The sequence below is a fragment of the Bacillus sp. FSL W8-1143 genome, from assembly GCF_037965155.1.
GTDB classification, from domain to species: domain Bacteria; phylum Bacillota; class Bacilli; order Bacillales; family Bacillaceae; genus Bacillus; species Bacillus pumilus.
The window spans coordinates 3,230,381-3,252,950 of record NZ_CP150182.1; the positions used below are offsets into that span (position 1 = coordinate 3,230,381).

Sequence of the window (22,570 nt, forward strand, 5' to 3'; positions counted from 1 at the left end):
AGATTCGTAAACCTATAATCATGGAAGAATCATAGAAAAGGTGAGGGACATTATGAGAGCTGAAAGAAAACGAAAGAAGAAAAAGGTTCTTTGGATTGTTTTATCGATTATTGGCTTATTCGTATTAGCAACTGGCGGATATGCATATCATCTTTGGAATACAGCAGCATCAACCGTGGCAGGCATTCAGGAGAATTTAAAGAAGTCAGATAAGCGTGACAAAGATGTCGATTTAAATAAGAAAGACCCGATTTCTATTTTAGTCATGGGTGTTGATGAAAGAAAAAACGACCGCGGCCGTGCGGATACATTAATATACATGACCGTTAACCCAAAAACCAAAACGACTGAGATGGTGAGTATCCCGCGTGATACGTATACGAAAATTGTCGGAAAAGGCACAATGGATAAAATCAACCACTCCTATGCATTCGGCGGCACACAAATGGCAGCTGATACTGTAGAGGAATTGCTTGATGTACCTGTTGATTACTTCGTGAAAGTCAATATGGAAAGCTTTAAGGATATTGTCGATACACTTGGCGGCATTACAGTGAACAGCACATTTGCTTTCAGCTATGATGGTCATTCATTTGGTACAGGAGAAATTAATCTAAATGGCGATCAAGCCCTCGCCTACACAAGAATGAGAAAACAAGATCCAAAGGGTGACTTCGGACGTCAGCAAAGGCAGCGTCAAGTCATTGAAGGCATCATTGCTAAAGGGGCAAACATTTCATCTATTACGAAGTTCGGCGATATGTTCAAAGTCGTGGAAAACAATATGAAGACTAATATGTCATTTGATGATATGTGGACGATGATGAATGACTACCGTGACGCAAGACAGCGTGTGAAGCAGCACGAGCTGAAAGGAACGGGAGCACGCATCAATAATATCTATTATTATCAGCTTGATGATAGCAGTTTGGCTAAAGTGAAGAAGGAATTGAAGGACAGTTTGGAGCAGTAAAAAAAGAAGACTACATGAATGTAGTCTCAGATTGTTGACAAAGGGCTAAAATGGTTTTTATTTTAGCTCTTTGTCTTCTTTTTTTATGATTTAAATGGGGCAGGTTTTTCTTCACTTAATCCAAATCGATGGAGGAGCTCCTCGACAATTCGTCTCGATGCTTGTCCGTCACCATAAGGGTTAGACGCCTTCGACATGCTGTCATACTCCTTCTGATCTACTAGCAGCTCTTTAGCCATTTTGTAAATGGTCTCTTCATCCGTACCTGCAAGCTTAAGTGTGCCTGCTTTCACGCCTTCTGGACGTTCTGTTGTATCACGGAGCACTAAAACTGGCTTCCCTAGAGAAGGCGCCTCCTCTTGTACACCGCCAGAATCCGTTAAGATAAAGTGCGAAGCGGCAGCAAAGTTATGGAAATCAACGACTTCAAGCGGTTCAATTAAGTGTACACGATCGAGACCGCTAAATTCTGTCTGAGCTGCATCACGTACGGCAGGGTTTAAATGAACAGGATAAACGACCTGAACATCTTCAAACTCTTCTACAACACGTCTAATGGCTCTAAACATATTTTTCATCGGCTGGCCGAGATTCTCTCTGCGGTGGGCCGTTAACAAAATCATTTTATCCGTGCCTATTTTCTCTAAAATAGGGTGCTGATAATGCTCAGTAACTGTAGTTTGCAGGGCATCAATCGCTGTATTCCCTGTCACACAAATGGTCTCTTCTTTTTTATTTTCAATTAAAAGATTCTGCTTCGCTTCCTCTGTAGGAGAGAAATGAATATCGGCAATAGTGCCTGTCATTTGACGGTTCAATTCCTCTGGGAACGGCGAATACTTATTGTGTGTTCTCAATCCTGCTTCGACGTGCCCAACTGAAATTTGGTGATAAAATGCTGCCAAGCTTCCTGCAAAGGTTGTTGTAGTATCCCCATGGACAAGGACAATATCAGGTTTTTCTTCTTGGAATAATTGGTCTAGCTTTAACAGTGCATTTGATGTGATTTCAGATAATGTCTGGCGCTGCTTCATGATGTTTAAATCATGATCTGGCGTAATTGAAAAAGCCTCAAGAACTTGATCAAGCATTTCTCTGTGCTGGGCTGTCACAGTGACAATCGAATTTATCAGTGGATGTTTATTTAATTCAAGGACAAGTGGTGCCATTTTGATCGCTTCAGGTCTAGTACCGAAAATAGTCATTACATTTAGTTTTTTCACTTGTTTAATCCTCTTTCCTAGTATAGTACTTTCAATTATACACAATTTGGAGGATAAATTTAATGGTATAAAAAAAGAAATTTACATTGAATTAACGTTAAATTTCTCTTTCCTTTACATTTAACATATAAAATATGAATTATCTAAAATTCATTTTAGTGAAATCATTTGTCTTTCCTATGATTTGTAAGTTACACTTTAAACAGACGACCACGAACAAACATTGAGTGATTAAATCGGTTATCTATGTAAGGAAGGTGCAAAGTTCATTGAAAAAAGTACGTAAAGCCATTATACCAGCTGCAGGTCTTGGGACACGTTTCCTCCCTGCAACAAAAGCTATGCCTAAAGAAATGCTGCCAATCGTTGATAAACCAACCATTCAATATATTATTGAAGAAGCTGTTGAATCAGGAATTGAAGACATTATTATCGTCACTGGAAAAGGAAAAAGAGCCATTGAGGATCATTTTGATTTTGCACCAGAGCTAGAGCGCAACCTAGAGGAAAAAGGGAAGAGCGAGCTTTTAGAGAAGGTGAGAAAATCCTCTAACATTGCTGACATTCATTACATACGTCAAAAGGAGCCTAAAGGACTTGGACACGCTGTTTGGTGCGCACGCAATTTTATCGGTGATGAGCCATTCGCCGTTTTATTAGGTGATGATATTGTTCAAGCGGAAACACCGGGGCTTCGCCAGCTGATGGATGAATACGAAAAGACCCTTTCATCTGTGATTGGTGTTCAGCAGGTAGCAGACAGCGATACGCATCGCTACGGGATCATCGACCCTCTTACACAAGAAGGACGCCGCTATCAAGTGAAAAACTTTGTGGAAAAGCCACCGCAAGGTACAGCACCATCCAATCTAGCCATCTTAGGACGATACATTTTCACGCCAGAGATCTTTATGTACCTTGATCAGCAAGAAATTGGTGCAGGCGGGGAAATTCAACTGACAGATGCCATCCAAAAGCTGAATGATATCCAGCGTGTATTCGCCTATGATTTTGAAGGAAAACGATACGATGTTGGTGAGAAGCAAGGCTTCATCGAGACGACTCTCGAGTTTGCCCTTCAAGATGAGGATCTGAAAAAGAAACTCATTCCATTTATGAAACAGCTTCTCGAAAAAGAAGAAGCGAATTAAAAAAAGCTGCCGGAATCGGCAGCTTTAGATTGTTGACAAAGTGCTAAAATGATTTTTATTTTAGCACTTTGTCTTCTTTTCAGCGTGATAGAAAACCTTTGAAGTCTAGGAGAGGCGAGCACTGGCGCGGAGCGAATTGAATATTCGTGAGCACCAGCGCGCAGACCTGACAACGAATGCGAGGGTTTGTCTACACGCTGAAGCTGTCGGAATCGGCAGCTTTTTATTTCATCACTGAAATCGTCAGTGTATGCTGTTCATTATCAATGACAAACAGATTGCTTTCGCCCTTTACTGCGAATTTCGTTTGTTTCTCATTCATCCAAACCTTCTGTTCTGTCAGTCCAAGTGTCGAAGGAGAGATCGGCATCACCTCATGAAAGACAATAGCATTTGCTTGACCATTTTGAATGACATAGTCAGTTTTCTCTGTGGTCAATCGCTCAATCGTACCGCCTTGATCACTTTTGATCGAGCTCAGCGTTTGCATTTTTTGCTTAAGCACAGATTCCTCTTTTCCAAGGAAAGAAAGTAAATACTCATACGAGCCAGCAGATGCGGGCGATACATACGAGTTGAACTGTCCAGGTCCAATGGATAAAGACTTTAATTCCTCTGCAGGTTGAAGCCCTTCAGGTTTGACAAAATACGTCTCTGATGCTGTTTTGATTTGAACGGTTTGTTTATTTTCAGCGACAGCTTGTATCTCTTGCCCGAATGGCAAAGTGACACCTGCCTTCTTTTTCATGGCTTGATCTTTGTACACCGTGAGTGGATCTGCCGTGACAAGCGTCTGTCGATCCACCTTTTTCATATCAGGCGCCCCTTTTGTTAGCTGGTTCTTTGACTGAGGCGATTCTGTCTTATCTGCTGGGATGGCGCCAAACGTCGCCAGTGTACGAAGTGGACGATCCGAAAACATCGATAAGGCAAGTAAAATCGTTAAAACAGCTATTATCGTCACTTGAAAGGCTGGTCCAAAAAAGGAACGTCGTTTTCCGTTCTCATTATATCGAGACACCTTCTCTGTCTTTTTTTGTACACCTTTGCGACCTTCTTTGTGTTTCAATTGATATTCTTTTTTTTCTTTTTTAGAAAGCTTGTTAAACCATTCAACAAACTCCTTATACTCTTTCACGACCTTCTTCGTCTCATCAAACATACGAAGCTCACCATAATGCATCCAAGCCACTCGGTCACAGATTTTTTGAATTTGGCTAATGGAATGGCTGACAAAAAAGATCGTCTTCCCTTGTTCTTTAAATTCTGTGATTCGATCCACGCATTTTTGATAGAAGGTTTGGTCACCAACAGACAACGCTTCATCAATAATCAAGATATCTGGATCGATATGCGCTGAAATGGCGAAGCCAAGACGTGACTTCATTCCGCTTGAATAGCTTTTCACAGGCTGATCAATAAAGTCACCAATATCCGCAAACTCTACGATTTTTTCATATAGTTCGTCTATCTCTTTATTCGTCAGCCCCATCATCAAGCACTTGAGGCGAATGTTGTCTTTCCCGCTTAATTGGTTGTTTAGCCCTGCCGCAATGGCAATTAACGAAGGCTGACCGTCCATATCAACTTCACCACTTGTCGGTGGAATGATTTTCGCAAGAAGATTCGACATCGTTGATTTTCCAGATCCGTTGATCCCTACAAAACCAATCGTCTCGCCTTCATATACATCAAAGGACACATCACGAACAGCAAAGAAACCTTTTTCATTTTTATTAGGAAAAAACAGCCCTTTAATCTTATCTGACTGCTTTTTATATAGGACGTATTGCTTGGATACGTTTCGAAACGAAACCTTTAGTTTCATCGTATAATCTCCTTACTTTTTAAAGAAAATCGACAAATTTATCCCTAAATTTCATATGAAGCAATGAACCGACTGTTAAAAGAAGTAGCGTGATCAGCCAAAAATAAAGCGTATATTTCACATCATGGAAGAACCATTCTCCCTTTAACAAGCTATTTCTAAAACCATCAATAATGTAGAAAAGAGGATTCAATTTTAGTATATCCCCGATCCATGCTTTGTCTCCAGTGAGCTTCTCTGAGATATTCCAAAAAATCGGCAGCAAAAAGAAAAGTAAACGTGTCACTGATTGTAAAAGAAATTGATAGTCTCTCACGAGTACGCTAATCGTGGAATTAAACAAACTAAACGAAAACATAAACGCGATCATACAAATAAGATAGTATATATATTGTAGCCAATGTGCATCAGGATATATGCCATAGGAAATCAGCACAATCAGATAGACACCCATCATGACAAAGTAGCTGAACAAGTTGGACATAATCACTACAGACGGCAGCGCACTAATCGGGAAATTCATTTTCGATACCATATTAATACGTTTAAACACACTGTTTGATCCATCAAGTATCGTCGGACTAATGAAGAACCAAGGGATTAATCCAGCCAGCATCCAAATGATAAACGGAACTTCCATCCCTCCAATGACAATTGGCTGTCCTCCGCGAATTCCCAGACCAAAAACAAACCAGTAAGCCAGCATTTGAATCAATGGATTTAAAAACTGCCATAAAACACCTAAATAATTCATCTGATATTTTGATTTTGTTTCATAAACAGCAAGTCGCATAATCAGCGGAAATGAGCTGATTTGCTCCTTTAATATCGTCAACATTGCGTTCATTCTAATCTTCCTTAGATATAAGTTTTTGGGATTACTTTTTTAAAAAGCACCGCTCATAATTGTAACAGATAACGATGCACATTTCATCTTATAACAAAAGTCATGCACGTCAAACTAGAAGACAAAAACCCCCTGAATCCTTTCAATCGTTGATTCAGGGGGTCCTCACATATTAGATAATTTGGTGTTCTTTTAAGAAATCCGTAATTCTTTTCGTATTCTGATTATCGTTAAAGCTGTTGATTTTCAGGTATTTTTCTTTATATTCATCTTCCACAACATACTGACAATCGATCGCATGTTTCACGATTCGAATCAGCTCTTGTGTATTATATGCTATCGGTCCTGGTGCATTTTCATCGTTTACAGGAGGAATCGCCTTATACTGTCTAATCAAGTAATCTTTTTCTTCCCAATAAAAAATAGGGTAGGCACCTCTATATTGTGCATCATAAATAGCAGATGAATAATCAGTAATAAACACTTTTGACACTTTTAGCGCTTCCGATGGGTTATCAGAAATAATATGTTTATACTGAGGCAGATTTTGATAAACGTACTGTGAAAATTTGTTATGCGGTACAATTAACAGACGATCAAGAAGACCTGCTTCTTCAAAGCTTTTGATGATTTTGATTAGAACTCTATAGTAAGATGTTTCTTCAATTCTATTTGTATAAATAAGTCCCTCTTCCCAATATCGGTAAGTTGGCATAAAGGCGATCTTATCTGCACCGTCTACTAATTTGGCATGATCAAAGGTTGCCAGACCTGTCAAAATCAAATCCTCACGATCATAGTTCATTTTATAAAATTCACCGGCCTCTAATTCAGAGCTGATGACTGATTTATAAATATTGTATTGATTCTTGTCTTTATGGAATCCAAAGGCCATTGGATTATCAACCGGTTTAGCAAACATAATGCCATGCTGTAAAAAGACGAGTGGGACACTCATGATTCTCTCTCTGAGATGGTCAATATACAACCTATCATTCAGAACATGGTTAGATAATTCACTTGATATAAAATAACTGGCATTAAATATACTTAAATAATGTCTGAGACTGTATTTCGGTATGATACCCTTTCCATATTTCGCTTTCAATGCTGGATATGCGTTTGATTTCTTATTAAGAATAAAGTAATTTTTTGAGTCTGTTTGACAATTTTCCTGTACATAGTCATACACTCTAATAGCTGATTCATCTGCTTTATCACTCTTTTTCTCAAAAAACAAATTCACACGATACTTTTTGTCTTTATAGAATGATGATAGGATACTCGCTATTTTTATTTTCACTTTACTAAATAAAGAATATTCCTGTGAATAAGGAATAATGGTTGATGTCACATTTCCAAATAGATTGGTTCTTAGGACTTGCAGCTTGTCCCCATTCTTTTTCGTGATATATGTTTTGACCTTTTTATCCCTCTTTCTCAACCTTAAACTATGGATAATTCGGTGATCATTTCCTACAAACAAGTTATTGTGGATTCTGCTATCTAAATCAAGATCGTTTAACGAAATTTTAAAGAAACCATATCTTTTCAAGAATTTAATCTTTCTAAATGGTCTTATAAATTTCGCCAGCTGGTGCTCAGAGTTTCTAATGTAAAGATATTCATATTTTTGGTCTGAATTATACGCATAATGCGTCAATCTTCCATAAACATAAAAACTATTAAACATACTAAAGATGCGTAATCTCGACGTATGTTTTGTAACGAGATATGGGTTTCCTCTCACTAAGTAAACGCCATTCGTTCTGACATAGATGTAATATCTTTGCTTATTAATCACCAAGATATTGAGAATATTGTCATCTTTGAACTGCTCCAAGGTATCTTTACCAAAAACTTTTAGCGGCTGATATCTAGGAACGAGTCTAAAGTTGACGATTTTCTTTTGATCCGTCACTTTATTTGATATTTTGATTTGATTACGATTATTCACAGTCACTTCAATATCTTTATGTTCCTGCATCACATCAAACAAAATTTTCCTTACATTTAGCTCCTTATTCTGACAATCATAGGTAATCACAAAATGGAAAATACTGTATCCAATAAAGGAGATATCCACAAATCGTCTATCTACCTCTTTAATGGGCAAATCTATTTTATAATTCCGATTGATCTCATCTACATTCAGTAGCCCTGAAAATAATAACAGTTCCTCTTCGCCGCTGTATAAGCCATAGCGATCTAACCCTAATTGCTTGACAAAGATATCCTCGAATTGATTATTAATTTCAATGGGAAGTACTTGATCTCGCTGGACCATGTCTGAGCTTTCTTTGACAATATATAAGTGATGATCCTTCGCATAGAGATAGATCATTTCATTAGAATTGTCTATTGTGGATTCAAAAATCATCTGATCCTTTACATCAATTTCGCAAATCCACTTTGATTCATTTACATTTAGCTCTTCAAATTCAAAAGTGCACAACTTCTCTATGTTATCAATATATATAACTAACTTGTGTTCATCTAAATTAAGAATTTCTAAAAAATTATGATAAAGTTTGTACATTGAAGCACCTCTATATTATTTTCAGCAAATTTACATTACCGGATAATCTTATCTAAATTTAGCATGTTTACTGTTAAAATTCTATGTTTTTTTATTTTTACCATAACTTTTAAATATGTGTACATTGGAATAAAAAACACAAAAAAGTACCGTTCAAAGGTGAAGAACGGTACTTTTTAAACTATTTTTCAGAAAACACTACTTCCACCACACGCTTCGAAGACTCCCCACTCTCTAAATAGCAGAATTTTTCATAAAACGGTGCGAATGAAGCTGGCAAAGTAAAGGTTGGCTGTTCTGTTTCTCTTACCCAGCCAATGACGCTGGCTGTTTCTTTCACAAGAGGTCCAGGTGCTTCCTGTTCAAAGTCGAAGTAGAAGCCTCTCAGCTTGTCACGATATGTTTCGATGTCTGGCACATAGAATAGCATCGGACGTTTAAGGTTTGCATAATCAAAGAATACAGATGAGTAGTCAGTGATGAGCAGATCAGAAATCATATAAAGATCCCTAATATCTTCGTAATGAGAGAAGTCATAGGCAAAGCCTTCATATGGTCCTAAATCAAAGTTTTCAGCGACTAGATAGTGCATACGCAGAATGATAATATATTCATCTCCGATAGCGGCTCTCAGCTCATGCAAATCAAGGTCTAAATCAAATTTGTACTGCCCTTTTTTATAAAATTGATCGTCTCTCCATGTCGGAGCGTATAAGATCAATTTTTTATCAAGCGGCAGGTTCATTTTTTGTTTGAGTGCTCTCATCGTTTCTTCATTGTTTTGATTGTGAAGGAAGTCATTTCTCGGATATCCTGACTCAATCATGGTCTTTTGAAATTGGAAGGCACGTGTGAAGATTTCAGTCGAGTAAGCATTTGGTGAAATGAGATAATCCCAATTCGACGCTTCCTTCGTGAAATTCTTTTTGTATTTTTTCGTGTTTGTTCCAGGCATATGCACCTCGTCCATATCCATCGCCAGTCGTTTTAACGGCGTACCGTGCCATGTCTGCAAGTATGTTGTATGCTCTGGTTTTGGAATCCACAGCGGCAAACGGCTGTTGACGACCCAATACTCAGCTCTTGCCATCGCAAAAATCCATTTCAATGACAGACGATTGATATAGTAAATATCCTTTTCCTTAAACGGTGCTTCGTGCCCTTTTTTCACGCTCCAGATCAATGTATATTCAGGATGATTTTCTTTCATATACTCATAGATCCCACGTGGGTTACAGCTAAATTGTTTTCCATTAAAGCTTTCAAACATAACGGTTTTCTTTTTCACAGACAGCTTGCTCGCCAGCTGAAAGGTCGTTTTAAAGGTCCTTGTTACAAGACGGTTACGGACTTTTTTGATTTTACCGATTTGCTTTTTGAACTTCTTCCACTTGCTTTTGACATAGTACTTCGCACGTGTTTTCATTGTATAATCATTAATTCGAATACCAAGCGTTTGTCTTTTTTTCTTTCGATACACCTCATATCGAATCGGTACATCATTTCTTTTATGAATTTGAACAAGCCCTTTGAGTTTGTTTGAGCGATCTCCAAGGACTAGAGAAGTGGTCGTTAAAGTCTCCTCTACTCCACCTACATCGCAAATAAATTCAAAATAGAAGCGATATACAAAACGTTTGTTTAACGAATAGGTCAATTCCTCTAAAGGAACTTCTGCTAGAAATTGATAAAGCTGAGGTACCTGTTGATCATCACGGTATTTGACCACTTCATCTTTTATTGGGGTCATATTTACCGGAAAGCGATGCTCAATTGGCTCTTCTCCATTTCTCTTCACTAGAAGCTTTACTTCCTTGATTTCATAAGGATGCTCTGCACTGAGAACGCCTGCATAACCAGATAAAGATAACGTACATTCTTTGTTGAGCTCGATATGATTGAATTTCACAACCTTTAGCTCACGCTTGATTTTAAACGATGCATTTCCTTTATCCGTACGATACGGGATGACATACAGTATTGCGTCTTTATTTTCTAAATAAGTCAGCTCTGGCTTCTCTATTTCCATTTTTAAACGGCGTTTATAGTATGACGTCTTCTCTTCTACTTCGGCATGATCCGTTTCTTTAAGTTCTTCTTCCTCTTCTTCCGAATCAGAATCATAGGCTGAGTCCTCAAGCTCGTCCTCATCCTCTTCTTTGTTTGCACTCAGATAGTCCGTCACATACAGGTTGTATGTCTGACCCTGCTCTAATGCAAGCGGAAGCGATGGTTCACTCAATACCAATTTGAATAGATTGTCTTCTTGATGAACAAGCGGAAGGAAAAGCTCTTGTTTTGATACCCTTTCCCTCATAAACAAATAAAATTCTCTATCTGTTAATGGCATGTCATCGTCGATGCGAATAAGCATTTCTAGTTTCTCATGATGATTTTTTAACCCTTCAACGACACTCTTCTTATGAATTCCCTCTTCAATCATTAATCGTTAATCTCCTCTGTTCAGAAATCTTACCGTTGTGTTGTCACATTATTTTACTTTCCAAGAATAGTTTCCTTGTTTCGTTTGATACGACCACCCATCGATTGACGATGGTTTATTGGTGAGCAGCTCTTCCTCTACTTCTAGACGCTGCAAAACTTCCTGAAGTTCTTCTGTTTTAAAACGAATGTAAAAATCAACGTATTTTGTTTGATTGGTTTCAATGTTTTTCTTTGTTTGAAAATGCCCAATTGGGAAGCTGACTTGATGGTTTTCATCGATTGTTTGAGATATGATTTCAGCTCCATTCACTCGATCATATCCTGCGAAATCGATTTGCACATGATCCGCATGACTCATTTCGTCCTTCAGCTCAAGCTGAAGATGAAGAACATGATGTTCAGCGCTTAGATCACGCAAAACCCATTTCATGCGGTCCACGATCCTTCTCAGTTCATCTTTACGCTCACGATTTTCGAGCATATGATGTAGCGTTGTATTCCAAAGAGACATTTCATCAGAAGGCACAAGATAAAAATAGGCTTGTTCTCCCAATACCTTCTCAACATCTACCTTATGCTTAGTATCTCCAAAGAAGACGGCATCCACTTGCTGTTTTCTTATTTGTTTAAATAATTCTTCATATTGAGAATTGAGTTGATGCGGATCTTCTTCATAATGTGCGTCATGTACAAATGCAGCATAATACGTTGTTTCGGGCTGATCGATTTTAAACAGGTGACGGTCTTGATCCCGGTCTTCTGTAATCATCAGTTTCAAACGGTCATTTTGTGTTTGAATACTAGATAACCATCGTTGCTTTATATCTGTCTTCTTTGTAAAAGTTTGAATTCCTGTTTTTTTATACCAATTAATATGCCGAACTGGATTCTTTTTTGTATCTCCAGGGTAGATGATCTCCATATAGATATTGCCATCGTCATTGATTAGTTCTTCCAAGTATAGGGCACCTGTATGAGGAACAAAGCTTTGTACTCTGCACAAAACGCCCTGCCAATTGTACTCTTCCCTCTTTACTAATTCCTGCTCTTCATTATATTGATCAATATAACAAATAGGGGAAGATGGCAGTTCATATCTCGTCACCTGCACTGTTGATTCTTCTGCTGGCATCACTGCTTCATTGATCGATTGAAAAGATGTACCGATGATAAATTCCGAGTAACGCCTTTTACTTCCGCTTTCCGGTAGAATATAGTGCTCAAATACATTCAAGATGTCAACTTGGTGCAGAAGGGTCTCCTCCAAGCTATGAATATGTTCTTTCACATTTGCATCATAATTCAAAGTTAAAATGGCATTACGTTTATGTTTGTCAGCCAATGGCTTTAATCTCGCTTTTAAAGACTTCGTTAAGTGCTCATCCTGTTTTGGTACATCACCCATGATAAAGTAGTAGTCCATATCAGGCATGTCAACTGATGTCATTGTTTCATGTTGTTCAGGTTGATCCAATGTGTGTTCAACTTTTTTCTTCATCCAATTTTGAAACAAAGGAAGCTCTCCTTAAAAATAATGATAACTTGCTCATTGTATTTTACATGAAAAAGCACTTCTCACCAAAAGATAAGAAGTACTTTTTTTGATCTATTAAAGTCCAGCAATTTCTTCCTTAATTTGTGTTGTCGAGATGCCTTCTGTTCTTTTCAAGTACACGACTTCGCAATGCTCTTTTAAGAAATCGAATTTACCTTCCCAGTCATCTCCCATGACAAACACATCAATATCGTGCTCTTGCACGTCACGGACTTTTTGATCCCAGCTGTTTTCTGGAATGACTTCGTCTACATAACGAATCGTTTCAAGAATGAGCTTTCGATGCTCGTAGCTATGATAAGCCTTTTTTGATTTTTGTAAGTTAAACTCATCTGTCGAAATGGCCACCACTAAGTAATCTCCAAGCTGCTTTGCACGTTCGAGCAGCTTAATATGCCCCCAGTGTAATAAATCAAATGTACCGTAAGTAATAACTTTCTTCATCGCAAACATGAACTCCTTTCTTCATTCCTTATTCAACTGCTTTCATGCAGTAATGTTTATCCGTAATCCTATGATCTTCGTTCGTATCTTTTCGCTCTTCGGAACCTCATTATATCACAGCGCCCATCAAACGTTAAGCAGATGTAAAGACAAACTATTTCCAATTTATTGGGCGCACAAGCGAAAGTCCGAAGAATCAATGTTTCTCGCAGCAGCCTCCTTATGAATTGATGAAAATGTCATGAAATTTAAAGGTTTGTAAAGTTATTGTTAATATTTCATGGAGCATCTGTGATAAAATGATGAGTAGACGAAGAATGAATTTACAATGAACGTTCATAGATAACAAGATGAAAAAGGAGGTCTAAACAATGCAAACAGAAGTGGTCTCTAACCTTTCTTATGTAAATGGCGACCTAGATGAATTTATTAGCTATATGAATCACCATCATATTTCTCAAAGAAGAGGCGCCATGATTGCGACTGTCAATCCAGAGATTGGCTATGCTGTTATGAAGGATCAGACGTATCATCAAGTTGTCTCTTCTGCGGATTATGTGCTGCCGGATGGTGTAGGCGTCGTCTTGATGTCACGTTTGACACAAAGTCCGCTGAAGTCAAGAATTGCTGGCTTTGATGTCTTCATGTCTATGCTTGATCTAGCAAACAAGCAGTCTAAAAGTATCTTTTTATATGGGGCGAAAAAAGAAGTGCTTGAGGCTGTTAAACAGCGAATTGATACGGAATATCCAAATGTGGTCATTGCAGGAAGCTGTGACGGTTATCAAGCCGATAAACGTTTCGTAGCAAAACAAATCGCTCGCTCGAAAGCAGATATGGTGTTCGTTGCTTTAGGTTATCCAAATCAGGAGAACTTTATTTATGAATACCGTCATTTATTCCCGCAGGCTGTTTGCATCGGTTTAGGCGGAAGCTTTGATGTATTTAGCGGAACGGTGAAGCGTGCACCACGCTGGATGATTAAAACAAATACAGAATGGCTGTACAGACTTGTTGTGAATCCATGGAGATGGAAGCGAATGTTGAATATTCCTAAATACGCTTTTGCCGTATTGAAAGAAAACAAAGGGAAAAAACGTTACTATCCTGAGCAAGTAAAGGATCAGACGAAGCAGCTGTGAGAGACTGACCAATGATAAATATACGCTCAATGATCATTTCAAGCTATGCAGCTTTCGTTTCTTTTATTGGATGGCTGATGAGCGGCGTGAAACCGCATGAAAACCAGGTGACGCTGCTTGTTTCATTTCAAGAGAATGCAGCTGCTCTTATTGATACTTATCAACAACAGGCGAACATGACGATGAAGCTTACTGTCCTCTATACGAAGCATGCTTCTGCGATAGAAAAGGACGAGTCTCATCTGTCATTTCGCTATTTTCATGAAAAAAATCCTCTCCATCTCATTCAATGTATTTACACGATGTTTAAAAGCAAGGTTGTCGTGACAGATAATTACTTTCTCATGACAAGCGTACTCAAAAAACGTCCTTCTACCACCTGTATTCAAGTATGGCATGCCAATGGGGCGTTGAAAAAATTCGGTCTTGAAGATGCTTCAAATTCGGAACGAAGTCCTCGTGACATCAAACGGTTCAAACGAGTCTATGCGTCTTTCGATTATATCGTTACAGGCTCAGATCATATGCGCGAGATTTTTAAGTCTTCGTTTGGGGTGAATGATGAACGTTTTTTACCAACAGGTGTACCGATGACGGATGTGTACTATGACCAGCGCCCGTCTTCCTTGAAGCCGAATGATTTTCCTAAAGGGAAAAAGATCCTGCTTTATGCACCGACCTATCGAGACTTTGCAATGGACAGTCTTGTCCTGCCTTTTTCAAAGGAGCAATTACAAACAGAGCTAAACGGAGATTATATTCTGCTCGTCAAGCTTCATCCTGCGGTCAAACATTTAGCGAAGGCGGAAACAGACGATGAATGGATATTTGATGTGTCCGATCAGCCGCTTTATCCATTGCTTTGTGCATGCGATGTCCTGATCACAGATTACTCATCGATTGTGTTTGAATATGCACTGCTTGAAAAGCCTGTTTTGTTCTTCACTTATGACTTAGACACTTATCGAGAGAAACGCGGCTTAGTCGATCGGTATGAGGACATCATTCCTGGGAAGGCTTGTATCACTCAAAGCATGCTCTTGAAGGAGCTACTTCATGAATCAGATCAACTAAAACGAATTAAAACCTTCGCCGAGGAATGGAATCAATATTCAAAGGGAAGGTCCAGTGAGCAGCTCTTATTCTTTATTGAACAGCAGCTCTTACACAAAAAACGTCCGGCTTCTCATTAGGAAGCACGGACGTTTTTTTATTTGTTATAAACCGGGATATCGTAATAGAGCGTATAGTTATCAAGTAAGTTATACAAGCTATACATACGAGTGACTTGCTTATATGCCCAGCCAATATCTGTTGCATATTGATGAGTCGCTGAACTAGACCAGCGCATTTTATAAATCGTATCTTGTTTGTATGTGGCGTGATTGATATAGCTGTTGCCAATGAATTTTGCCCCGCCAATAATGGCTGCCTCTGGCGTGAACCATTGCTGTTCATACGCATATTTTGCACCGAGGTAATTCGGATTGCTGTCGTATGCGCCAATGCCATACATATTATATACTTTCTTTCCATTAAACATCGTACCATTCGCTAAAATGGAACCTCCGTTACCTGTTTCAAGCAACGCGTGAGAAATGAGATAAATTTCGTTGATATGATACGTTTTCGCTGCCGTAATAAAGGCTTGTCCTTTACCTGCAAGAATCCCTTTGCCTGCTAGAATCTTTGAATTGACTTCTGCCGGATTGAGATTCGCAGCTTCAGAGAGTTTCAGAAATTGAAAATAAGATTGAGTGCCCTCAGCAATATTGGCTGGGTCTACATATTTCTGCACCTCTGCTGAGCTTGCATTTCTCCAGCCAAGGCTGATCTTGATCCAGTTTCCTTCTTTCCCAAGCTGTTTCACTTTTGCTCCTTTATTCAGCTGCGCCACGATGTTGCTCGCAGAGCTCGAATCAGGTGTCGAACGAACATTTAAGCCGTCCGTATTCACAGTTGACGTCGCCGTGTCAACATATGGTGCATAGACATAGGCTGCACCATCTGTCTGTGGTGACACCTTCATTTGCTTGTTCACCATCTCATTGACAGTGAGGTTGTAGTTCGTTTGCATGACCATTGGGCCATTTTTGATTTTTACGGCTGTAGCTGTCCAGCCATATTGACTTTTCACAAAAGCAATCGCTGCATTTACAGTTGGTAATCCTGTGAATTGCTGCGTAATGTTGATTTTGTAGGTTGGTTTCGTTGTTGTTTGATAGGCAGCTGGTTCATTACGTTTTTTGAAAAATGCCATGCCTTGATCGCGCAATGCAGCTGTTGAGATGGCACCTGTTTTGATCTGATATTGACCATAATCAGTTGTCCCTGTTTTTTGAGCAGCTGCTTTCATTTTTTGTTTCGTTAAATAGCTTAGCGCTTGATTCAGTTTAGTCTGATTCACCGTCGGCTCTGTCGTGATCCGGTATTGTTTAACCGCTTCTGTCAACGTTTTTGTACTGCTGGCAACGCCATTTTTCTTGATAATCTCTTGAGCCTGCTTGACTTTACTTTGCTCATATACAGGTGTTGTCTTGAGACTATACGTTTTGCTGACAGCTTGGCCCTTACCAGTTGTAATGCTGCTTGTCACTTTCTGCGTTTTTAAATATGCGGCACCTTTATTTATTTTGGCTTGCTCCGCTGATTGATTGACGACAAGTCGATACGTGCTGTCAGATGCTTTACCTGTTTTTTTCGTTGTTGCTGATACCTTTTTCTTTTGGAAGAAAGCTGCTGCTTTTTTCGCTTGATCATCTCCTAATAGGTTTCCAGTCACTACTTGATATGGCTGTGTAGAAGAGATCTTTTGCGATGTGTAGCGCCATTTCTTTTTCTTGAAAAAGGCCACCGTTTTTCCGTATGCTGTATCGTTCAGTTGATTGAGCTTCACGATATAATTTTTTGTTTTTCCCACTCGCTGCACAGTCCCTGTAGCGCCGGTTTGTTTCTTAATCTGGGCCGCAGCTGAGGATGCCTGTTTGTTGTCTTTGAAATAGCCTGATTCCAAGCGATACACATTTTTTAAAGCGCCTGTCTTTTGAATCTTCCCGCTGATCTTTGCTTCTCTTTGAAGCTGGGTAAGAAGCGTCTGTGCTTTTGACTGGTTCGCTTGTGCAGCTGATGTGACGATGTAATATGGCTTGCCTGCTGTCACCGTTTGAAGCACCGCTTTTAAACCAGACTCTTTTTGAAAGCCTTGCAAGATCGTATTCGCCTTACTTTGCCCAACGATACCGCCTGAAATCAGCTGATACACAGTGCCTGCTTTGTTTTCAGTTTGGTATGTACTAGTGACACCGGCCTGCTTTTGTAATTCGGTTTGAATATTTTTGACTTTCGTTTCAGAATCAATGGTCCCTGAAATGACCTGATAAGAAGGTCTGCTTTGATTTATGACTTCATAGGTGCTACCGAGCCCTGTTGTTTTCGTTAGCTCGAGCGAGAGCTTTTTCGCCTGAGCTTCATCATTGACGGGGTCAGATACGACCTTTTGTAATGGAAGGCGGTCACCCACTGGGGACACCGTACCGCTCATACCCGTCTCTTTTTTTAATGCAGCTGCACTTGCACTCGCTGCTGCTTGTGACTCATATCCTGAGGCAGTGAGCTGATAGGTCGACGTGTTTCCTGAGGTTTGATAAGTGGCTGTCCACTTTTTGTCCTTCTTCAATGTTTCCACTGCTTTTTTTACTTCTGACTCTGTTGTAAATACTTTTGAGGTGCTCATCGTATAAATGGATTGATCGACATAGGAGGCTGCTTGCGCTTCTTTGCCCGTCTGTATTGTCATACCAAAGGCAGCTGCGAGTAACATAATCTTGATGGTTTTTTTCACGTTCACTGTCCCTCTCTTACTTTGCATAATAGTCTACTAATCTCTTTATCGACAAAAACAAGTACTCTTTCAAGTTATTTATGCAATAGAAAAATAGAGGACCCCTTCGAAGTCCTCTCAGCGTGTAGACAAACCCTCGCATTCGGTGTCAGGTCTGCGCTTCGGTGCTCACGAATGTCAAATTCGCTCCGCTCCGGTGCTCGTCCTTCCTAGACTTCAAAGGTTTTCTATCACGCTGAAAAGAAGACAAAGGGCAAAAACAAAGGTCATTTTCGCCCTTTGTCAACAATCTGAGAGGACCCCTTCGAAGTCCTCTTTTTCTTTATATATGCGATACAATCAGCTCACAAGTTCCTTCAATTGAGAAGCTTCCTGTTTCAGCTGGCAGGATAAAATGAGCTCCTTTAGGCAGTGGATATGTATGCCCATCATGCGTTAGAGCCCCTTCCCCGCTAATTACACTGCACAGCAAAAATGAATAATCTTGCGAAAGCTCCACTGCTTGATCAATTTCCCATTTATACACAGAGAAATACTCTGCTTCAACAAACGTTCGAATGGTCAGCCCACGACGTGTTTCAACTGATTCATCTGCATACCCGTCTACATGGGGAACCGTTGTGACATCAATGGCTTGCGCAAAATGAAGTTCACGTTCATTGCCATTCTGATCTTTTCGTTCATAATCATATACCCGATAGGTGGTATCTGAGCTTTGCTGCGTTTCGAGGACAAGCGTTCCTTCGCAAAGCGCATGAATGGTACCGCTTGGCACATAATAAAAATCACCAGGCTTTATCTTCACACGACGTAAAAGACCTTCCCAATCTCCACTGTTCATCATGGTCACAAGCTCAGTTCTTGTTCTTGCATTGTGCCCATAGATCATTTCTGCTCCTTCTTTGCAGTCAATGATATACCAGCACTCTGTTTTTCCAAGCTCGCCATTTTCATGTCTTTCCGCATAATCATCATCTGGATGAACTTGAACGGATAAGTCCTGGTTTGCATCTAAAATTTTGGTTAACAGCGGGAATCGATCGCCTTCTATTCCCCCGAACAATTCTCTGTGATTGTCCCATAGTTCGATCAGCGTTTTCCCTTTATATGGACCGTCTTGCACGACACTTGGTCCGTTTGGATGAGCAGAAATTGCCCAGCATTCTCCCGTTTGATCAGAAGGAATATCATAGCCAAATTGATCTCTTAAGGCTGTACCTCCCCATATTCTCTCCTTCAATTCAGGCAGTAAAAAAATTGGTGACTGCTTCATTCAGGATGACTCCTCCCTTTGCTACCCTTTGATAATCCTTGCCAAGCTTGATGAAAACTAGCAAGTCTCAACTTTTATTATGACGCTATCTAAAGAGAAGTCAATCCTTTCAGTACACCAAATGAAAACGATAACACAAAAATGTTTCATCCTTTGACAGAGCCTGCGAGAAGCCCTTTGACAAAGTATTTTCCGAGCAGAATATAGACTAAAAGTGTCGGCAATGCGGCCAATATCGCCCCTGCCATTTGGACGTTCCATTGCACAATTTGACTGCCTGATAGATTTTGCAAGGCAACCATCACTGGCTGATGCTCCGCAGTGGTCATCGTGACTGCAAATAAGAACTCATTCCACACATTTGTGAACTGCCAAATGGCGACTACAACAAATCCTGTGATCGAAAGCGGAAGAATCATATGTCTGAAAATCCCGATAAACCCTGCACCGTCCATTTTTGCCGATTCAATCATTTCATCAGGAATGCTCACATAGAAGTTTCGAAACATGAGCGTTGTGATTGGGAGTCCATATACGACATGGACAAGCACCAAACCTGGAATCGAATTATACAATCCGACTTCGCGTAAAAATTGAATGAGTGGAATGAGGATACTTTGATATGGAATAAACATTCCAAACAGCATCAGCGTAAAGACCACTTCTGATCCTTTGAAACGCCATTTTGATAGGACATAGCCATTCATCGCCCCTAAGACAGCTGACAATAAGGTAGCCGGAATGACTAGATAAAGAGAATTCATTAAATTGGGCGCTAGCTTTTCAAATGCGATTTGATAGCTTGAAAAATCGAGTGTTGACGGCAGCGCCCACATTTTCTCAAGGGTCACTTCACCTAATGGCTTCAAGCTTGTGACGAGCATGACATAGACTGGCATTAGAAAAAACAGACTGCACAAAATCAATAAAGCATAAAGGACTGGACGGACAAACCATCTAGCTGTCATGATGACGCCCCCTTCCGGCTCGACAGGAGATATGGCACGATAAAGACCGCAACAGAGATCAGCATCACAATCGCGATGGCGGCACCGCCTGCATAATGGTTTCCTCTAAAGGTCATTTCAAACATGTAAACGCCCGGAACATCTGTGACAAAGTTTGCACCCGGTCCTGTCATCGAGTAAATCAAATCGAAAATCTTTAATGAAATATGAGCCATGATGATAATGACACTTGCAGTAATCGGTTTTAATAGAGGAAAAATAATCTTCCAGTAAATCTGCCACTCGGTTGCGCCATCCATTCTAGCAGCCTCTCTTACTTCCTCTGGAATGCCTCTCAAACCCGCCAAATACATTGCTAAAGAAAATCCAGTCATCTGCCAAACAGCTGCAATCACGACTGCAATCATTGCTGCAGGGACACCAAACTCAATTTTCCCCCAGACAAATCCAGCTAAAATGTTCGTATCCGTGTACCACTTAGGCTGGATACCAAGCGTCTTTAAAAATAGATTCACCCCTGTGGACGGGTTTAAAATCCATTGCCAGACGACCCCTGTCACAACGAAGGAAAGGGCCATTGGAAAGAAAAATAAATTCCGAAATAGAGATTCACCCTTGATCTTCTGATCTAGTAAAATCGCAAGTGCGAGCCCAGAGGCAATAACGGCTCCAATAAAGAATAGAGTGAAAAAGACCGTGTTTCGAAGATCTGACTGAAAGCGGAAATCTTGAAACAGCATCATATAGTTTTGAAGACCTGCGAAAGAGAAATCAGGAACAAGCGAGGTCCAATTTGATAATGACACATACCCTGTCCAGCCAATAAAGCCGTAAACAAAGATGAATAATAAAACAGCCGACGGGGCTAAAAATAGAAGCGCAAGCAGCTGATCCCCACTCCATTTTTTCCGCACACGTTTGACTTTGGGTGTTGCTGCTTTTGTGATCGGCGATGTATCCATACGCATGAAGCTACACTCCTTTTTAAAAAAGAGGCGGTGCTTAGTCGCCGCCTCCTCGTCTTTATTTCATTGAATCTTTTAAAGATGAAACAAACTGGCTGCTGTCTTTTTGTGTGACGAAGATATTGACGGCTTGATTCGCTTTTGTCACAAACCCTTCTTCAGCAGCTGAACCATGCGCGAGAGACGGCGCCAGCTTTGATTCTTTAAATGCCTTCATCGCCGATTTTCCGTATTCATCATATTTAGAAACATCTGCATCCACACGTGCCGGAATCGATCCCTTCAGCGGATTAAATGCATCCTGTCCTTCCACAGATCCTAAGACAGATAAGAATTTCTTCACGTTTTCTGGCTGTTTCACGCCCTTTGGCAGTCCAAATGTATCGGTGATCACCATAAAGCTTCCCTCTGTGCCAGGAGTCGCCACGTATCCAAAGTCTTTATTCACCTTCAGATCCAGATCATTCACAAAGTACCCCTTCGCCCAGTCGCCCATGACATTCATTGCAGCGTCTCCTTTTGCTACGAGCTGCGAGGCATCCTGCCAGTTACGTGAGCTGTGGTCATCATTGACGTATTCAAGCATACGTCCAAAGATGTCTGCCGCTTCCTTCACTTTTGCGTCATCCATTTTCATGTCGCCAGCCCAAAGCTTTTGATAACCGTCAGCGCCTAAAACGCCGAGCAGCACACTCTCAAACAAATGTGTTGCTGCCCAAGGCTCTTTATCCCCAAGTGCGAGCGGTGTAATGCCTTTTTTCTTTAATGCATCTGCTGTTTTGAAAAATTCATCAAAGGTCGTTGGTGGCTCTAAGCCTGCATCGTCAAATACCTTCTTGTTATACCAAAGCACATTGCCCCTGTGAATATTCACTGGTACTGAATAGATTTTCCCATCTTTGCTGACAAGGTCGATGAGTGATTCTGGAAATTTGTCCTTCCAGCCTTCTTTTTCATATAGATCATCCAGAGGCTCCATTTTGCCTGCTGTGACCCAGCTCTCATTCAGCTCCGCTCCGCCATGTACTTGGAATGTAGCTGGCGGGTCATTTCCTTGCATCCGGCTAGTCAGAACAGCCTTTGCATTTGTACCAGCACCACCTGCGACGGCTGCATTTTCAATTGGGATGTCTTTATTTTTCTCTTCAAACAATTGAATGAGTGCTTTCAGTCCGTCCTCCTCACCTGCTCCAGTCCACCAAGAGAAAATGTCGAGCTTCTCTGCTCCGCCCTCTTTTTTCGCATCTGAGCTCGTCGATGAACTACAGGCAGTGACGATAAGCATACAGAGTACTAACAGCGTAAAGCCTAATTTAACCTTCATGATTGATCCCCCATCCTCATTTTGTAAGCGTTATCATAATAAGTATAATGGC

Annotated in this window: 16 protein-coding genes; 4 read left to right on the forward strand and 12 right to left on the reverse strand. The window is 40.2% G+C overall.

What is annotated here, in order from left to right; genetic code table 11:
* The first annotated feature begins 52 nt into the window (after positions 1-52).
* Positions 53-973, forward strand: a complete 921-nt coding sequence (locus NSQ36_RS16600; protein ID WP_050944362.1) for a LytR family transcriptional regulator — start codon at positions 53-55, stop codon at positions 971-973.
* Between the two features lie 83 nt (positions 974-1,056).
* Here NSQ36_RS16600 and wecB read toward each other — a convergent pair whose 3' ends face one another.
* Positions 1,057-2,196, reverse strand: coding sequence for a UDP-N-acetylglucosamine 2-epimerase (non-hydrolyzing) (gene wecB / locus NSQ36_RS16605; protein ID WP_050944364.1), 1,140 nt, complete (start codon positions 2,194-2,196; stop codon positions 1,057-1,059).
* Positions 2,197-2,465: 269 nt separating this feature from the next.
* Here wecB and galU point away from each other — a divergent pair, with 269 nt between their 5' ends.
* Positions 2,466-3,347 carry a UTP--glucose-1-phosphate uridylyltransferase GalU gene (gene galU / locus NSQ36_RS16610; protein ID WP_034318540.1) on the forward strand — a complete coding sequence of 294 codons (882 nt, stop codon included), beginning with the start codon at positions 2,466-2,468 and terminating at the stop codon, positions 3,345-3,347.
* Between the two features lie 223 nt (positions 3,348-3,570).
* On the opposite strand, the gene tagH is transcribed toward galU, so the two are convergent.
* From tagH to tagD, 6 genes are all read right to left on the reverse strand, one after another.
* Entirely contained in the window at positions 3,571-5,175 is a 1,605-nt protein-coding gene (tagH, locus tag NSQ36_RS16615; protein ID WP_339206161.1) for a teichoic acids export ABC transporter ATP-binding subunit TagH, read from the reverse strand.
* A 19-nt stretch (positions 5,176-5,194) separates the two neighbouring features.
* The gene (locus NSQ36_RS16620; RefSeq protein WP_003213689.1) at positions 5,195-6,022 is read right to left on the reverse strand and encodes an ABC transporter permease; all 828 of its coding nucleotides are present in this window, start codon (positions 6,020-6,022) and stop codon (positions 5,195-5,197) included.
* Positions 6,023-6,194: 172 nt separating this feature from the next.
* The gene (locus NSQ36_RS16625; RefSeq protein ID WP_050944367.1) at positions 6,195-8,561 is read right to left on the reverse strand and encodes a CDP-glycerol glycerophosphotransferase family protein; all 2,367 of its coding nucleotides are present in this window, start codon (positions 8,559-8,561) and stop codon (positions 6,195-6,197) included.
* 181 nt (positions 8,562-8,742) lie between these two features.
* Entirely contained in the window at positions 8,743-11,004 is a 2,262-nt protein-coding gene (locus tag NSQ36_RS16630) for a CDP-glycerol glycerophosphotransferase family protein (RefSeq protein WP_339206162.1), read from the reverse strand.
* A gap of 48 nt (positions 11,005-11,052) precedes the next feature.
* Positions 11,053-12,519 carry an alpha-glucosyltransferase N-terminal domain-containing protein gene (locus tag NSQ36_RS16635; RefSeq protein ID WP_050944371.1) on the reverse strand — a complete coding sequence of 489 codons (1,467 nt, stop codon included), beginning with the start codon at positions 12,517-12,519 and terminating at the stop codon, positions 11,053-11,055.
* Positions 12,520-12,615: 96 nt separating this feature from the next.
* Positions 12,616-13,005 carry a glycerol-3-phosphate cytidylyltransferase gene (gene tagD / locus NSQ36_RS16640; RefSeq protein WP_008343212.1) on the reverse strand — a complete coding sequence of 130 codons (390 nt, stop codon included), beginning with the start codon at positions 13,003-13,005 and terminating at the stop codon, positions 12,616-12,618.
* A 371-nt stretch (positions 13,006-13,376) separates the two neighbouring features.
* Here tagD and NSQ36_RS16645 point away from each other — a divergent pair, with 371 nt between their 5' ends.
* A complete protein-coding gene (locus NSQ36_RS16645) occupies positions 13,377-14,147 on the forward strand; it encodes a WecB/TagA/CpsF family glycosyltransferase (protein WP_003213336.1) in 771 nt (256 codons plus the stop codon).
* Between the two features lie 11 nt (positions 14,148-14,158).
* Positions 14,159-15,340: a CDP-glycerol glycerophosphotransferase family protein gene (locus NSQ36_RS16650; protein ID WP_050944372.1), complete on the forward strand. Its 1,182-nt coding sequence runs from the start codon at positions 14,159-14,161 to the stop codon at positions 15,338-15,340.
* A 17-nt stretch (positions 15,341-15,357) separates the two neighbouring features.
* On the opposite strand, the gene NSQ36_RS16655 is transcribed toward NSQ36_RS16650, so the two are convergent.
* The 5 genes from NSQ36_RS16655 to NSQ36_RS16675 all read right to left on the reverse strand — a co-directional run bounded on the left by NSQ36_RS16655 (position 15,358) and on the right by NSQ36_RS16675 (position 22,518).
* The gene (locus tag NSQ36_RS16655; RefSeq protein ID WP_050944698.1) at positions 15,358-17,988 is read right to left on the reverse strand and encodes a glucosaminidase domain-containing protein; all 2,631 of its coding nucleotides are present in this window, start codon (positions 17,986-17,988) and stop codon (positions 15,358-15,360) included.
* A 322-nt stretch (positions 17,989-18,310) separates the two neighbouring features.
* Entirely contained in the window at positions 18,311-19,261 is a 951-nt protein-coding gene (gene manA, locus NSQ36_RS16660; protein WP_003212875.1) for a mannose-6-phosphate isomerase, class I, read from the reverse strand.
* Between the two features lie 146 nt (positions 19,262-19,407).
* Positions 19,408-20,229 carry a carbohydrate ABC transporter permease gene (locus NSQ36_RS16665; RefSeq protein WP_050944374.1) on the reverse strand — a complete coding sequence of 274 codons (822 nt, stop codon included), beginning with the start codon at positions 20,227-20,229 and terminating at the stop codon, positions 19,408-19,410.
* Positions 20,226-21,197: a sugar ABC transporter permease gene (locus NSQ36_RS16670; RefSeq protein WP_199852788.1), complete on the reverse strand. Its 972-nt coding sequence runs from the start codon at positions 21,195-21,197 to the stop codon at positions 20,226-20,228. The genes NSQ36_RS16665 and NSQ36_RS16670 overlap by 4 nt, the downstream gene beginning before the upstream one ends.
* A 55-nt stretch (positions 21,198-21,252) precedes the next feature.
* Positions 21,253-22,518 carry an ABC transporter substrate-binding protein gene (locus NSQ36_RS16675; protein ID WP_050944375.1) on the reverse strand — a complete coding sequence of 422 codons (1,266 nt, stop codon included), beginning with the start codon at positions 22,516-22,518 and terminating at the stop codon, positions 21,253-21,255.
* Between the last annotated feature and the right edge of the window lie 52 nt (positions 22,519-22,570).